Origin of the sequence: Meridianimarinicoccus sp. MJW13, assembly GCF_014901205.1 — a bacterium.
In the GTDB taxonomy this organism is placed as follows: Bacteria; Pseudomonadota; Alphaproteobacteria; order Rhodobacterales; family Rhodobacteraceae; genus Meridianimarinicoccus.
The window spans coordinates 99768-113550 of record NZ_JACNMU010000008.1 but is presented as its reverse complement, the minus strand read 5'-3'; the positions used below and the strand labels follow the sequence as shown (position 1 = coordinate 113550).

11 protein-coding genes are annotated in these 13783 nt (G+C 63.9%); 4 read left to right on the top strand and 7 right to left on the bottom strand.

All coding sequences use genetic code 11. The features are described from left to right. The first annotated feature begins 82 nt into the window (after positions 1-82). From H8B03_RS15245 to H8B03_RS15230, 4 genes are read left to right on the top strand one after another with little or no spacing between them, the layout of a single operon-like run. Complete coding sequence (locus H8B03_RS15245) at positions 83-295, top strand: hypothetical protein (RefSeq protein WP_193142743.1); 213 nt, start codon at positions 83-85, stop codon at positions 293-295. Next, positions 292-2145, top strand: a complete 1854-nt coding sequence (locus tag H8B03_RS15240; RefSeq protein WP_193142742.1) for a caspase family protein — start codon at positions 292-294, stop codon at positions 2143-2145. The genes H8B03_RS15245 and H8B03_RS15240 overlap by 4 nt, the downstream gene beginning before the upstream one ends. Then, the gene (locus H8B03_RS15235; RefSeq protein WP_193142741.1) at positions 2142-2858 is read left to right on the top strand and encodes an SUMF1/EgtB/PvdO family nonheme iron enzyme; all 717 of its coding nucleotides are present in this window, start codon (positions 2142-2144) and stop codon (positions 2856-2858) included. The genes H8B03_RS15240 and H8B03_RS15235 overlap by 4 nt, the downstream gene beginning before the upstream one ends. 1 nt (position 2859) lies before the next feature. Further along, positions 2860-3630 (top strand): SUMF1/EgtB/PvdO family nonheme iron enzyme, encoded by a 771-nt coding sequence (locus H8B03_RS15230; protein ID WP_193142740.1) that lies wholly within the window; start codon positions 2860-2862, stop codon positions 3628-3630. A gap of 86 nt (positions 3631-3716) precedes the next feature. On the opposite strand, the gene H8B03_RS15225 is transcribed toward H8B03_RS15230, so the two are convergent. The 7 genes from H8B03_RS15225 to H8B03_RS15195 form a co-directional block, all read right to left on the bottom strand. Further along, the gene (locus tag H8B03_RS15225; RefSeq protein ID WP_193142739.1) at positions 3717-4652 is read right to left on the bottom strand and encodes a metallophosphoesterase; all 936 of its coding nucleotides are present in this window, start codon (positions 4650-4652) and stop codon (positions 3717-3719) included. Next, entirely contained in the window at positions 4642-6081 is a 1440-nt protein-coding gene (locus H8B03_RS15220; protein ID WP_193142738.1) for a hypothetical protein, read from the bottom strand. The genes H8B03_RS15225 and H8B03_RS15220 overlap by 11 nt, the downstream gene beginning before the upstream one ends. A gap of 11 nt (positions 6082-6092) precedes the next feature. Further along, positions 6093-6761, bottom strand: coding sequence for a hypothetical protein (locus tag H8B03_RS15215; RefSeq protein ID WP_193142737.1), 669 nt, complete (start codon positions 6759-6761; stop codon positions 6093-6095). 107 nt (positions 6762-6868) lie between these two features. After that, a complete protein-coding gene (locus H8B03_RS15210) occupies positions 6869-7672 on the bottom strand; it encodes an SdiA-regulated domain-containing protein (protein WP_193142736.1) in 804 nt (267 codons plus the stop codon). Between the two features lie 100 nt (positions 7673-7772). Continuing rightward, a complete protein-coding gene (locus tag H8B03_RS15205) occupies positions 7773-8579 on the bottom strand; it encodes a hypothetical protein (protein WP_193142735.1) in 807 nt (268 codons plus the stop codon). Positions 8580-8820: 241 nt separating this feature from the next. Then, positions 8821-12264: a YhaN family protein gene (locus H8B03_RS15200; RefSeq protein WP_226926006.1), complete on the bottom strand. Its 3444-nt coding sequence runs from the start codon at positions 12262-12264 to the stop codon at positions 8821-8823. Beyond that, on the bottom strand, positions 12264-13514 hold the full coding sequence (locus H8B03_RS15195; RefSeq protein WP_193142733.1) for a DNA repair exonuclease: 1251 nt from the start codon (positions 13512-13514) through the stop codon (positions 12264-12266). The genes H8B03_RS15200 and H8B03_RS15195 overlap by 1 nt, the downstream gene beginning before the upstream one ends. Positions 13515-13783 lie beyond the last annotated feature (269 nt).

The following is a 13783-nucleotide window of genomic DNA, read 5'->3' as shown; positions in this document are numbered from 1 at the left end:
TGCGCCCAGATTGCGGAAAAATTGACGAAAATGCCGATTTATGGCTATAGTGTTAATACTTTTTGGACCTCGAGGCTATGCAATGCTGAAGCGAACGACGGTCATCATCCTCGCAATCCTTGTGACGCTGGTCGGCGCCTATCTTTATTTCGCCTACCGTGTCCCCGCCGGTGTGACGCCGCAAAGCGGCTCGGGCGAAACTCTGGCGCTGGTCGGACTGGCGACTTCGGTCGTCGGATTGCTGACCTCTGTCGTGGGACTGATCGGAAAGGTGCTGGACGCGCGCAAGTCATGACCTGTCACCGGGCGCAGATGCGGGCAATCCTGACCGGGGCCGCGCTTTGGGCCGGGTCCGGGGCCTTGGCGCTCGACCAGTCCTACGAAAAGCCCGGCGGGCTGGAGGATTGGGGGCGGCAACTTCAGTATTTCGTGCAGGGCAGTGAATTGGGCTATCGCCGCAGCTATGCCCTGGTGATCGGGATCAGCCAGTTCGAGCATTTCACGACGCTTCCGACTGCATCCGATCCTATCCGCATGAAGGATTTCCTGCTGGATGAGGCGGGCTTCGACTATGTGCATCTGTTGACCGAAAAGGATGTCACCCCACAACGCGTGCGCCAGTTGATGCTGGATGATTTTCGCCAACGTGTCGGGGCCGAGGACAGGATGCTGTTCTACTGGTCCGGTCATGGCCACACCGAATTGAACAGGCGGGGGGAGCCGTCGGGTTATCTTCCGGTTGCCTCGGCGCAGGCTGGCCAGTTGAGCCAGATGGTCAGCATGGAACGCCTGACGGAATGGGATTCCCACATCAAGGCCAATCAGGTGCTGTACCTGCTGGACAGTTGTTTCAGCGGCTTTGCCGGCACCGTCAGCAAAAGCAGCACCCGCGACATCACCCTGTCGCAGATGGCCCGGCCCAGCCGCCACATCATCACCGCCGGAACCTACGAACAGGAAACCATTGCCACCGAGCGGATTTCGGGCAGCATCTTTACTTATGCGGTGCTGGAAGCCCTGCGCGGCATCGCCGATACCGAAAGCGGCGGTTTTGAAAGGGACGGGTTGGTCACGGTCAACGAGATCGAGGACTACGTGAAGAAACGGGTGAAGCAACTGGCCGATGCGGCCGGTTGGCGCCGCCCGATCACGCCGCAGGTCTGGGATCTGGGCGCCAATGAAGGTGAATTCTTCTTCGTGTCCACCAACCGCAAGCAGGAAACGCTGGCAAAGCAGGGCGGTCAGTTCGTGGGCATGGAATACGGCATTCCCAAGTCATCGGACGGACGCGCGATCCGGCCCTATCACATGGGCGACGATCCCATATCCGAGCAGAGTCTGTTTGTCGAAGCGGTCCTGACCTCGAACGCCGCCGGGCTGGAGCGTTATCTGGCCACCTTTCCCGACAGCGACTATTCCGATCTGGCCCGCAACGCGCACCGGAACCTCGGGGCTTTGGGCGGGCGCCCGCACGATGATGCCGACACCGACACGCTGTTCTGGGAATCGATCCGGGCCAGCGTGCTTCCGGTCGAATTCCAGCTCTACCTCGATCTGTTCCCGGGCGGTGCCTACCGCGATCTGGCAAGGGCGCGGATGAGCGCGCTGGAGCGTGCCGGAGAGGTTCAGGAATTCCTGCTGGCCGGGCAGCCGATGTCCACCCATGCGCGTCTGCGGCAGGACGCGCTGAACAAGGCACGCGAATTGCCGCTTGAATTCGTTCAATACGGGTTGATCGCGCTTGGCTATCCCATCGATGATCCTGCCGGGGTGATGACCTCGCAAACCCGCCGTGCCGCGCGGGCCTATCAGGCGTCCGTCGGGGCCGAACAGACCGGTGTGCTGACCCCGTGGCAGCGCGTGGATGTCGTGCTGAAGGCCGCGCAGATCGGGGATGATCATGCCGAAACCGCCACCGGCATCATGATGGCCGAAGGCATGGGCCTGCCAAAGAACGAGGCGATGGCGCGCAAATGGCTGGAACGCGCGGCGCGCAAGGGCAACGGCTATGCGCAGGCCAATCTGGCGATCCTTTATCGGGACGGTCGGGGGGGCGACGCGGATTCCGACCGGGCCCGGACCCTGCTGCAGCAGGCCGTGGACCAGGACATCCCCGGTGCCGGTGAGCTGCTTGAAACGTTATGAGACGGGCCCGGTTCATCGCCTGGCTCCTGCTGGGGGTTGCGGCCGCGGTGTCGACCCATGCGCAGGGGCTTCTTCTGCCCGGACCAAGGGAACGGCTGGTGCAGGACTGCGACCATTGCCCGGTTATGGTGGTGTTGCCTGACGGGCTGATGATCAGCCAGACGCCGGTCACTCGCGGTGACTTCCGCGCCTATGCCGAGGCCACGGGCTGGAAGCGGGAAGGCTGGGGATGCGACTGGTCCTTTGCGCATATCGCGCAGACCGATGCGCATCCGGTGGTCTGCGTCTCTTACCAGGACGCGGCGGGCTATGCGGACTGGCTGAGTGATCTGACGGGACACAGCTATCGCCTGCCCACGCGCGCCGAGGTACGCTACGCGGCGCTTGGCGGCAGTCACGGGAACTACTGGTGGGGGCAGTCGGTGGGGGTTGGCCGCGCCAATTGCGACGGCTGCGGCGGGGCGGATGCCGGGACCGGGACGGTGCCCGTCGGCACCTATGACAAGAACCGCTACAACGTCGCCGACGCGGTGGGGAATGTCTGGATCTGGACCAACGACTGCGCCACCCCCGATTGTGCAGAGCGCTACCTGATCGGCGGCGGCTGGTCCAGTTCCCCGGCCGCGCTGCGCATGGATGCCGAAATCTGGAACCGGGTGGATGCGCCCTACAACCACTACGGGATGCGCGTCATTCGAGAGGGAGAGTTGTGACATGAGGCATGCTTGGATCAAGCTGGCATTGCTGGCGGTGACGCTGGCACCGGTGGCACTGTCCGCACAGGGCATCAGGGATTGCACCGAATGCCCAGAACTGGTGGAACTGCCCGACGGCACGCTGATCGGGAAATATCCCGTCACCCGTGGCCAATATGCGGTCTTCGCCGCTCAAACCGGCCATTCGGGAAACGGGTGTTCGCTGCGGCGTGGCACCCGGCGCGGCTGGAGCGAGACATCCGACTGGACCAACCCCGGCTATCCTCAACAGGACGATCATCCGGTGGTCTGTGTCAGCTGGAATGATGCCGTGGCCTATACCGATTGGCTGACCGAGCGTACCGGCCATCTGTACCGCCTGCCCACCTTGGAGGAATCGGCGCGGGCCGCCGCAGGGGGGGCCACGACCGAATTCTGGTGGGGCGACGATTACGACGCGATCTGCGGGTTCGCGAATACGGCAGATGCGGCCTTCAAGACCGGTTTTCCCGAAGATGAGCGCCCGCTTCAGACCTGCGATGATGGCTATGTCAACACCGCCCCCGTGACCGCTTTTCCCGCCAATGGCTGGGGTTTGCACGATGCGGTTGGCAATGTCTGGAACTGGACGAATTCCTGCCTGCGCGGCGATTGCTCGAACGCCATCTTCCGGGGCGGTGGCTGGGATACGCCGGTGCGCAAGTACTTTCGACCGGCGGAGTATTTCGGCGACAGGATCGTGCTGCGCAACGACGTGATCGGCATTCGGGTCTTGCGAGAGCCGGAGTAGGGGCCGCCTGCCAAGCCGTCTGGGTCCGGCAAGGTCGGGCGCGTCCGTTCAAGACCCCGGGCTGTTTGGACCGGGCCATTTCCCTGTCACTTCACAAGGTCAAGACGCTTCAGCGTGGCTTGTGGCGACACGATCTGCTTGGGCAGGCTGGCCGGGTTCAGCGGTGTCTGAAACCCCGCACCCGTATAGGCGGTGACCGCGCGCAGTTTGTTTCGGTCGAACTCCAGCACCGTAAAGCTGTGGGCGCTGCGCCCCGCGTCGCCGATCAGCACCCGCGGGCCACCGCCCAGGCAGGCCTGCGAGATGTAGGCCACACCATCCTTCCAACCCGGATAATAGGCGTGATGGTGGCCTGACAGGTGAATGTCGACGCCCAGCTTGTGATAAAGCGCCTCAAGCTTCGGGTCGCCGATGATCTCGCGCTCGCGCTTCTGGGCGAAGGGCCACAGCGGCAGGTGGCTGAAGGTGACGGCCGGCCCGTCGCCGTCGACAACCGCCGACAACCGCGCCATCTGATCGCCGCGCAAGGGGCCAAGGGTGGTGGCGTCGAGCGAGACGAAGCGCACACCCTCCATCTCGAAGGCATAGAAATACGGGTAGTTCGCATCGTCGAGATAGCGCAGCTTGGGTTTGCGGGCGCGCCATTCCTCGCCATAGATCCGCCGTTCCCCTTCAAACCCGCCATAGGCCGAAGCGTCATGATTGCCCGGCGTCACCGCCAGCGGGATGCCCGCCTTTGCCAGCGGATCACTGACCACGCGGTGAAACCCCGCCCACATGGCGCGCACCTGCTTGGCGCTCAGGGCCGGCGAGCGTTGACCGGCCACCATATCGCCGGTGGCAATGACCAGATCGGGGTTCAGGGCAATGATCTGCTGGACCGCAACGGGCACCCGGCTGGAATAGGTGGTCGAGCCGTAGGAGCCATTGAGATCAGAAATCACCACGACCCGCAGCGCCGCCGCAGGACTGGCCAGCAGCGTCAGAAACAGCAGGGCGGTGCCAAGAAGATTACGCGCCATTGCAGCTCACCTCGATCGCCTTGGCCGTGCCGGTCAGGAAATAGGCGTCCGGATCCAGATCGAAGGTCAGCTTTCCGTCGGCGCAGCTTTGGCGCAGGATGCCCGCCGCCAGAGCGGTGTTCTTCACGATCTGTCGCACCTGCCCGTCGTCCAGCCCGACCGAGGTGGCCACCCATTGATACAGCGGACCCTGCGCCTGAAGATCGGCATCCAGCGCCATCAGCTTGCGATAGGTGTCCGGCCTGAAGTGCCGCAGCTTTTCCAGCATCTGCGTGGACTTGGCGAAATTGGCGTATTGCACCCGACCGCCCGCGTCATTGTCGTTCAGGTTGGTGCGGCGCAGCAACTGCGCCGTGGCGGGCACATCGCCGTCGCCGGCTTCGTGATGCTTGGCCTTCTTCGTCTGCACTTCGCCCGCCTCGGTCCAATAGTAATATGGCGTGAAGTCGATGTTGCCGACGCGATCCTGCTGGCTGAAGATGTAGTCCAGAAGAACGATCTCGCTCAACTCGGTCATCCAGTAGACCATCTGCTGTGGCGTCCCGTCATCGCCCAGATCACGGGCGATCTGGCGATCCTTGCGCCCCTCGTGCAGACCGTGCGCGATGGCCTCATCCAGGGGCAGATCCGAACGCAGGGCAAGGAAAGCCGGGGTCTGCTGGAAATCCTCGTTCTGGCCTTTGCCCCAGCCGGACTTGCGGGTGCCGTTGACCTCGGATCCATAGCGATGGCCGGGGCTGGACAGAAGCACGCCGTAGATCTGGCTGCGGTCGGCGGTGAACAGCTCGTCCGTGGGGCTATAGCTGGACGGGTTGCGATCGGCGGCAGCGAAGGCCTGCCAGCCAGCGTGGTTCATCCGTCCACTGGACCGGCTGCCCGACAGCGCCAGACCGGGCTCGGCGACCTCGGTCTGATGCATCTTCGCGTCCATGCTGCGCCAGACCGCCACCGGCACGATCACCGTCGCGTCGAAGTAGCGCGAGAAATGGTAATACAGCAGCGAGGACGGCGCGAAGGTGCCACTGGTGCCCTTGGCATTCATCGTGGATTTGAACTTGGCCAGATCGTCGGCGGCCAGATCCTTGGCCGATTTTCCTTCCTTGCAGGCATTGCGCTCGAATTCCGCACGATTTCCGGCATAGGCGCCTTCGCTGACGTCATAGACCATCATGCCGGGGCTGGTGCTCCAGGTCTTGGGGCAAAGGGCGACGTCGGCGGCATAGAAGTCGATGGCGCAATAGTCGGCTTCTTCCTTGGCATCATGCTTGCTGTAAGTGCCGCCGGGGATCGGCGCGATCCGCACGCAATGTTCGCTCACACCGTTGGGGCTGGTAAAGGCCGTAGCTTCGCCCACCACCGCGTCCGAGGCCTGCGCCGCCCCGGCCATCAGAACCAGGCCGGCAAGGCCGGGGATCAGGTTTCTATGCATCAGGTGACGTCCTATTTGGGGCAAATGGCGGCCTGTTCGGCGCTGGAGATCTTCAGCGACGGATCCACCTTGAACTTTGCGAAATGCGCGTCGATCCATTGTGAACACCCGCCCGAGCAGCCGGCGCCGTTTCGGGCGTCGTCCCAGTATTTCTTGGCACGCTCCTCGCTCCAGCCGCAGAATTGCACCAGCGCCATAGCCGACACCGCACCCGAAGAATGCACCCCCCACATGCAATGCACCAGAACCGGGCCGGACGCGGGGTTCTTGATCGAGGCGTGGATCTGCTTCATGAGGTCAGCGGTCCGGGTCGACCGGCCCCCTTCGTAGACCATGCTCTGGCCGCCACACTGGGTGGTGCCATAGGTGGTGTTCTTGCCGAAATCGATGTAACGCGCGCCGGAAAACCCGGCTTCGCACAACTCTTCGCGTTGCGCGGAATTCAGCCCGGTGCGGGCCTTGTCGCCGCCGTGGAACCCGGCCCGGTAGAGCACGCCGGACATGACCGGGCGGAAGAAGGCCAGCCCGTCGGCCGGACCGCTGGAGCGTTCCAGCATCTGCTTGCTGCTCGGCCCGCCGTTGCGCGCTGTATAGTCCGAGGCCATGGCGGCTGCACCAAGCAACAGGCTTGCGATCAGCGCGATGCCGAACAGGGGTTTGCGGGGGCAGTGTGAATTCATCTCGATCCTCTCGCGCCTTGGACGGCAGAACGCTGTTTTCGCTACGGGCCAGACTAACCCGCAGGGCGCAACCGTCCACCGGTTTTCTGCGCTGGCCTTGCCCTTTCCTAGCCGGGGGCACCGTCCCTGAGAACCTCGAAGACAAACAGACGCGAGGACTTGCCGTCGTCGTTCACGATCAACAGGCGATCGGTCTCCGGGTCGTGGGCAATGCCTTCGGCATGGGGCAGCGGACGCGGTTTCTTGTCCTTCAGCCAACCCAGTGCAAAACTGTGGGCCGGGCTGTCGCCGGAGGGGTCGAAAAGAAACAGCCGCTGGCCCCGGTCGCTGACGATCCACAGGCAGCCGGTCGGCCGGTCCACGCTGACCCCCGAGACATCCAGCGGACCGTCGCCCTGGTCGTCATCGACAAAGCCAAGCGCCGGGGTCAGTTCGGTGGCGCGCAGGATTTCTGTCAGGTCGGCGGAAATCTCCAGCAGCAGGCGGGGTCGCTTTTCCTTCAGCACGAAAATCCGGTCGCTGCCGGGATCGACAGCAATGCCTTCCAGAAGGTCGTTGCTGTCCGAGGTGGCGAAGGCGCGCTCGACGGCCGAATACCCCGTCATCTTCGACAGCGGAAACGCCGTACTGTCCCAGGTTTGCGGGTCGGTCGCGAGGATTTCAGCAGCACCTTCGTTCACCGTCAGGATGCGGTTGCGGGCTTCGTCCCAGGCAATCCCTTCCAGATCGGGTTGCTTGAGCGCAATATCATCGCGGCCCTTCAAGCCGCCTTTCGGCCCCAGGCTGAAGATCGCTGCCGTATCATCGCTGACGCTGAGAAGCGCGCGCCCATCTTCGGACAGTGACAGGCCCGAGGGTTCTGAATAGCCCTTTGACGATTTGGCGATCTTGTCGCTGTCCAGATATCGCACCGCCGGCGCGCCGCAATCGGCCTGGGCATGGCTTCCGAGCCCGACCAGGAGCAAGGCGATCCGCACGCTCTGTGGGGCGCGGCATATCATGCAGGGCGGCTCATGCGAGATGCCAATCGGAAATATGCCCCGGTTGTGAAGCCTCCAGATCCATCATCGCATGAACAAGCCCGTCCTGGGTCGAACCCTTGCTGCCCACAACGCTGAAGGCAAAAGTGTGCTTGGCCTTGGACTTGCGCACCCCCGTGATCCGGTAGCCGGAGTGTTGCAACTGGGCTTCCAGATCGGATCGTGCCGTCGGGATGCTGTGTTTGTCGGCGAACTTGATCTCGATCACATGGCGCGGAACACCCCCGAAGAAATACATGATTGTCCAGGCGCTGGCCGTGGTGATCACCGCCATGACAGGCAGATCAAGCCCGACGCACAGCCCGATCAGCGTCACAAGGATCAGACGCATGGTGTCCGTCATGCTGTCCATATCGGTGCGGAACCGCAACAGCCCCCCGATGCCGAAGATCACGAAGCCGATGATTGCCCCGTGGTTCATGACCAGGAACCCGACAACCATGCCGATCAACGCATAGACGAACAACGTTCCGGGCAGATTGTACTCGCCGCCCTTGCGGCCACCGGTGCGGTTGGCTGGATGATAGGCGATCGCGGCGGTCATTGCGGTGACCTCCAGCAGCCCCAGCAGGAACTGGCCCATTTCGCGCCATTCGGTCAATTGCGCCCAACCCTTGCCCGTCACGTTCAGGTTGTCCGTCAGCATCCCCGACGGGTCGATCTGCGCCCATGCGGCACTTGCAAGGCCAACCGCGGCAAGCAGAAAAGCCAGGGCAATAGCCGCCCGTCCTGAACGAAAGGAACCGTACCGGACGGGGTCGATGTCATCAGCGGGCATTGTCAGAAGGTCTCCAGGGGCAGTTCATGCAGAGGGTATGGCGCAACGACGAAATGAAAAGCAGGTCTTTCGCAGGGATACAACATCGGTTGGGCTTTGGGGGCCATTCTTGCCCGATGAAACTGACCCCATGTTGAAAGGCCATGTCGGTCTTTTCGCGCGTGGCCGGTCTGGGCAAGCTCGGTTGCAGCCGGCGGAACCGGCGGTTCATTCCGTTTGCCGCACAGCGTCGGGCACAGCGCTAGGCGCGGGAAATGTCATGCACCTGCAGATCCGTGCCGCAGATGTCGCGAGCCAGATCCACCACATGTTCGTGGTGGGTAAAATACAGCGCCTGACCGTGGCGCCCCATTTCCCGCAACAGGCTGATCGCTGCCGAAGTGCGGGTGTTGTCGAAGGTTTCCATGATGTCATCGGCCAGAAACGGCAGCGCGATCCCCTTGGTGGCGTATTCCCTGTACCCGGCCAGACGCAGCGCGAGATAAAGCTGGAACCGCGTGCCCTTCGACATCTCGGCGGCCGAGACCGACCGCCTGTCTCCGGCACGCAGGGCCAACAGGATCTCCTTGTCACCATCGGTCTGGGTTTTCAGATCCTCGTAACTTCCCGACGTGAGGGTGCGGAAGGCCTCGGCGGTCGCGGCCAGCATTCCGCTGCGATGGGTGTCGCGGTAACGGCTCAGCGCCAGTTCCGCCGCCGCCAGACCGATCTGCACCCGAAGATAGCGGCGGGATTGATCGGCCAAGTCCAGCGCAAGGGTCGTTGCCTTTTCCGACAGGCGGGCCACCGCGTCGTCGCCGCCAAGCGCCTGAAGCTCTTTCTCCGCGAGGCGCAGGTTGCCGATTGCCAGATCGACAGCCGAGTCCGCCGTCGCCAGATCGCTTTCAAGGGTGGCGCATTGGGCGGTGATTCCGGGCAGGTCGTGGGTTTCCAGCAATGTGACGGCGGTCGTGAAATCCTTGCAGCCCAGCCGCGCGGCGATGTCGTTTTGCTGCGCGGTGATCTTGCCGCGCAGGTCCGCAGCGGCCCGCGCCTTTGCGACCACATCGACAAGGTCGGCGGCTGTCTGGATGTCCTCGGCATTGGGAAAGTCCTTGGCCATCTTCCGAAGGGCAATGCGCAAGTCGTTCAGCTTGTCGGCGGCGGTGCCCTCGGTCTGGCGATGCCGGGCGATCTGCTCCAGCCGCGTGGCTTGCGCCGATGCAGCAGCCTTGGCCGTATCAAGCCGCCGTTTCAGGGCAGACGCAGTAGCAAGCGGGTTGTCATGGGCAGGCTCTTCCAGATCATCGGCCAGGCGGTCGATCGACTGGCGAAAGTTCTCCAGGTCCTGCTCCATGGCCGCGATGCGGCGCTGTAATTCAGCGCGCTTGTCGGAGGTTTGCAACAGTTTGCGCAATCGGGGCAGAGCGTCAAGGAACCCGGCGGGCGCGCGCAAGAGGGCGGGCATGGCGTTGCTGGCAGCCTCCCACGCCGTGATTGCGGCATCGAACGCCTCTTGGGCATCCTTCAATGCCATTTCGCGCTGCGCATGGGTGCGGTGCGCGGTCTGCAGCGATTTGCGCGCCTCGGCATTCCGTGCGGCGCGTTTCGCGCGCCGGTCCCGTTCCTCCGCCGCCAGGGCGGCAAGCCGCGCCAGCGGGGTCCGGTCGTCTTGCGGCAGGCCCAACAACCCGCGCAGGCGTCCTGTCGCTACGCTTGCCGCCGCTTCGCAGGCCGCCAGCGTGTCTTGCGCCTGCCCGCGCTTCGCCACTGTATCGTGCGCGCGGTACAACTGGGCGTGCCAGTCTTTCAGGTCCAGCGGATCGAAGTTCTCCGGCAAGCCGAGGTCTGCGAACAAGGCCCGAAATCCCGCCAACAGCGCGTCGCGTTTTGCGTTGGCTTCCCGGCAGGCGGTTTCAGCGTCGGCCAAGACCACCCTGGCCTCGGACAGGGCCACCTTTGCATCACGGATCCGGGCGCGATCCTGGGCCATGCCAAGGCGGGCATCCTGCACCGTGTCATGCACAAGCATCTGTTGGTGAAAGGCCTGGGCGGTGTCGCGCGACAGGGTCTTTTCGTGTGTGTCCCACAACGCGTCGCGCTGGTGGCGCGCGGCCTCGGCCTGAGCATCGGTGATCACCCCGGTGTCCCGCTCAAGCTCCTCTAGGCGGGTTTTCGATCTTTCCAGATCCAGCCTGGCATTGGCGTGCCTGTCTTGCGCTTTTTCGACCGCTTGCAGGCAGGTGCGCCACGTCTCAAGACGTCGTGCAAGTTGATCGTCCGTGACCAGCAGGTTCGGCAGAGCCTCGGGCCCACCGACCCACGGCAGAAGGCCGGCGCAGTCGCGGGCAAGATCGGCCGCGATGGTGGCGCGCGCGTCTTTCGCCCTCTCGACACGTTCGGCAAGCAGGCTTGGGGTCAGCTCATTCAAGACAGCCGCAAGGTCGGGCAGTTCGGTCTCTTCCTCTGATGGGGTCTCCTCAACTGCTTTGGCAAGGGCCTCGGCGGCCTCGGCGTGATCCCGGCGGCGATCTTCCAGCGTGCGGCGCGCGGTCTCGACCGCGCGGGCGAGGGTTTCATTGGCGGCCAGCACGATTTCGCCCATCGGGGCGGTTTCTGCGGGCCAATCCAGATCGCGATGCAGGGCGCGAATGTCAGCCTCAAGCGCCACGCGTTCGTCACGCCGCTTGGGCAGATCCCGTTCGGCGGTCGCGGCGCGGGCCCAGGGATCACCCATGACCAGCTCGATCCGGTCGCGGTGCTCCAGCGCCTTCGGATCGGGCTCTGCCGCCTCCGCATCCTTGGTCATCTGGGCGATGGCGTGTCGCGCCTCGGATTGCCGGGTGCGCGCCGTGGCCTCGGCGTCTTTCAGGCGGTCGGCCTCTTCGACCCATGGGTCGGGCAGATCGGGATAGGCGGCGAGGGGGGCCAATTCGCCCTCGGCTTGCCGGACGCGAACCAAAAGCGGCAGGCATTCCGCAATGGCGCGGGCCTGCGACAGCTGGGATTGAAGGGTTGCGCGGGCCGCACGGGCCGCGGCCTCCTGCTGCCGGGCGGTCTCATGCTCTCTCTTCAGACGATGATAGCGGCTCGCCGTCAGATCGATGTCCCGGATCTCTGCGTGCAGGTCCGCAAGGGCGCGCTTGCCAAGGGCCAGACGTGTCGTGCGGCCCCTTGGTTTGTGAAACGCCTCGGCCTCGGACCGCAAGCCTTCCAGAACCCCGCTCAGATCCGACAGCCCTGCCGCCGCCGAGAACAGAAGCTGGCCAAGGTTGCCGCCGCTGGCCAGGATGTTGTCGCCGCCTTCCTCGATGGTGTCATCGTCCAGCGAGAACATGGCGCGGTACTGATCGCGGGTGATGCCCGCAAGTGCTGCTTCAATGATGGTCTCGCCCACGGGTTGGTCGTTGGCATCCAGAAGACTGTTTTGCCGCCGCTTGATCCGGTTCAGTTCTACCGGGTTTCCGTCGATCTCCAGCACGCCGCCCAGACGCATCCGGTCATAGTCGTGCAGGAAGTTATAGGGGCTGCGCGTCGGCATCCCGTACAGCAGATCAAGGTAGCCTTCGAAGGCGGTCGTCTTGCCGGCCTCGTTGGGGCCATAAATCACATGCAGATCGGACCGGTCCGGATTGTGCGCGCCGAAGTCGATGGAGAAATCGGTGAAATGGCCAAAGCGGGTCAGATCGAGACGCCGAAGCCGCATCACGACGCGCTCCCGCCCTGCGGGGCCGCAAGGCAGGCTGCGATATCGTCGGCCCCCTCGGCGGTCAGGGTTTTGGCCAGTGCGGTCAGTTCATCCTCGCTCGCGCCTAGGGCGTCGCGGATGTCGGGGGGCAATTCACCGGCCAAGGCGCGCACAAGCTCTACGGCACGTTCCTCGAAGGCCGGGGTTGCGATCAGATCTTGCATGATGCCGGCAAGCTCGGCCCCGGCGCTGCCCTCTGTCCCGGACCGGGGTTGCGCTGACAGGGCGACCTCCAGCGTCTCGATGGCAATGCCGCCGATCCCGGTCAGGGCTTGGGAGAGTTCATCCCGGAACAGATCCTGATCGCGGCGGATCCTCCAGGCCAGGTCGGTGGTGCCGGTCAGGGTCACACGAGCCACAAGAAAGGCTTCGCCGTTGTGCCGCGCACAGGCACGCACCTGGTCCAGAACCGCGTGCCGGGCGTCGCGCCAGTCGTCGATCTGGCCCAGATCACAGGTTACCGCGTCAAAGATCACGACCGAGGTGGGGATTTCCTCAAGCGTGGCGTCGCCATCCTCGACCGTGACCAGTGTTGCGCTTTTCGGTCCGGCTTCACCGATGTCGCGGCCCTGTGGCATGCCGGGCATGACGATGAACGGGGCTTCGGCGTGGACCCTGCGGCGATGGATATGGCCCAGGGCCCAGTAGTCGAAGCCATGCTCGGACAACTCACGCAGGCTGCAGGGGGCATAGGTGTCATGGCCCGCCGCCCCGGCAAGACTGGTGTGCAGCAGCCCGATATTGAACAGCCCCGCCACCGGCGCCTTGAACCGGGGCAGAAGGCTGTCCGGGGCAGAAGGCTGGCTGAAGCTGACCCCGTGGATGGCCACGCCATGCTCTGGCAGCGGCACGACACCCCCATGGCCGGTGAACAGGGTCACGTTTGGCGGCATCTCGATCTCGCGCGACGGCGTGCTTTCGGCATCATGGTTGCCCCGGATCAGGAAAACCCGAATGCCCGCGTCGTTCAGGCGCTCGAACTGGCCGGTGACAAAGGCCGCCGCCTTCATGCTCTTGATGTCGCCATCGAACAGATCGCCGCTGATCAGCAAGGCGTGGGCGTCGCGCGCGATACAGGTGTCCGTGATGCGGCTCAGCGCCTGACGGCTGGCCGATCCGACGCGTGCGGCAAGATCCTCGTCCTTCAGGGCGAGGCTCTTGAGCGGGGAGTCGATGTGAAGGTCGGCGGAATGAATAAATCTGAACATGCAGGGGCAGCATCTGGAAGGCGTCGAGTCGATGCAACGGCCATTCTGCGGCTAATGTCAGATTGGCGCAGCCTGTCGGTTTGGAAACCGGGGCGGGTTGATGCGCGGCTGAGAGCGGTATCTTGCCTTTCGGTTCGTCCCGGTCTCGGGGGGGGTGTTCTAAGGCAGGCGGAAGAAAGGTGCATTTCCGGCAGCGGGAAGCACAAGTTTTGACAACGTGTGCAATCGTCCATTTCATAACAAAATGGCAGATAATGGCAGATAATGGC